Genomic DNA, 1600 nt, shown 5'->3' on the forward strand with positions numbered 1-1600 from the left:
ATAATCTTGACGCCGTTGCGAACGATAGTAACAGTGCGCCCGACCAGCGTGATGTCGAACGACTCCCATTTACCCGGCGTGCGCGGCAACTGCGAACTAGGCCCAATGCGCCCGTAGATGGCCCCCATCGAGCGCTCGGCCGGCTCGCTGCCGGCTGGCACATATTCCAGTTGCGTCTCATATCGCCCGCGGAGATAGAAACCACTGTTGGCATCGTCGGGACAGTTTACTTCGAAGTGCACCTTGAAATCGTCAAATTTCCGGACAGATTCGAGATTCGCGCCGTGCGCCTCGTTCACGAGCAGCCCGTCCTTCACCACCCAATGACTCTTCGCCGGATCGCCGATCGGCTTCCAGCCGTCGAGGTTCTTCCCATTAAAGAGCGGCTCCGGTTTCGACCATGCTTTTGGGGCGCTGCGTTTCAACTCGGGCGCCCGCACGCCTGTCAACTGCATCGTTTGGCTTCCGCGTTTCTGAACGCCGGTCAACTTTTCGCCCGATGCCTTCAATTCCCAGGTAGTGGCGGGGTGGTTCGCAGAGGCCGGGGCGGCCGTGAAAGTCAGAGCCGAGCCGTCCACATGAGCGTCTTTCACTTGAATAACATGGCCTCCGGTGGGCTGGAACCAGACTTCCAGCTTTCCGCCGTTTTCTGTTACTCCGAGCCAATTCGCGCCGACCCCCGCCGCCGGATGAACGTCAAAGTCCCAGCGTCCAACGAAGGCACTGCCTCCCTTTTGGGAAAAGGCCGGGGTCAGGAGCGCGCATGCAAGAATCAAACTTGCCGAGAGATGTCGCATGCTGGCAGTTTAGTATGAAGCATCCGAAAAAGCTTGGGGAAATGACATGATCAAGGCAATTCTTTGTGTGGCCGGCGGCCTGACCTTAACCGCCGCCCTGACCGCACGGGGCGCTGCTGAACAAGCGCCCGGCGACGGACCGCAATTCACTGCCGATGGGCAGATGCGGTTTCCAAAGGAGTATCGGGAATGGATATTCTTGAGTTCGGGACTGGGGATGACCTATGGGCCGGCTGCGGCTGAAACACGCGATGAGCCCCGATTCGACAACGTCTTCGTGAACCGGTCGGCATATAAATCGTTTCTCGCATCAGGTCGCTGGCCGGACAAAACTGTCTTCATCCTGGAAATCCGGAAGTCACAATCCGAGGGATCGATCAATAAAGGAGGCCATTTCCAGACGAGCGCCGCCGCGATCGAAGTGCACGTAAAAGACCAAAAGCGTTTCAAAGGTGACTGGGCCTTTTTTGGATTCGGCGAAGGCAAGGAAACCGCGAAGCAGATTCCCGCGTCCGCCTCGTGCTATTCGTGCCACCGCGATCACGGCGCGGTCGATACCACGTTTGTCCAGTTCTACCCGACGCTGCTGGATGCCGCGAAAGCGAACCACACACTGCGGTGAGCGAACGATCCGCAGGCTTTCCCCGGCTTGTTGCTCTGGACGCGTTTCGCGGCGCGACGATGGCGCTCATGGTTCTCGTCAACAATGCGGGTGACGGACACAACGTCTACGGCCCTCTGCGCCACTCCGAGTGGAACGGCTGGACGATCACGGATGTCGTTTTTCCGGCGTTTCTCTGGAT

At 58.6% G+C, this 1600-nt stretch carries 3 protein-coding genes; 2 read left to right on the forward strand and 1 reads right to left on the reverse strand.

Features of this window, described 5'->3' with window-relative positions; translation table 11 throughout:
• Positions 1-797, reverse strand: a 797-nt coding sequence (locus VGK48_27650) for a DUF1080 domain-containing protein (GenBank protein HEY2384967.1), incomplete at its 3' end; no start/stop codon positions are given.
• Positions 798-843: 46 nt separating this feature from the next.
• Here VGK48_27650 and VGK48_27655 point away from each other — a divergent pair.
• Positions 844-1419, forward strand: coding sequence for a cytochrome P460 family protein (locus tag VGK48_27655; protein ID HEY2384968.1), 576 nt, complete (start codon positions 844-846; stop codon positions 1417-1419).
• The coding region (locus VGK48_27660; protein HEY2384969.1) for a DUF5009 domain-containing protein at positions 1416-1600 on the forward strand (185 nt) is incomplete at its 3' end. The genes VGK48_27655 and VGK48_27660, both read left to right, overlap by 4 nt.

It is taken from the genome of Terriglobia bacterium (assembly GCA_036496425.1).
Classification (GTDB): Bacteria; Acidobacteriota; Terriglobia; order 20CM-2-55-15; family 20CM-2-55-15; genus 20CM-2-55-15.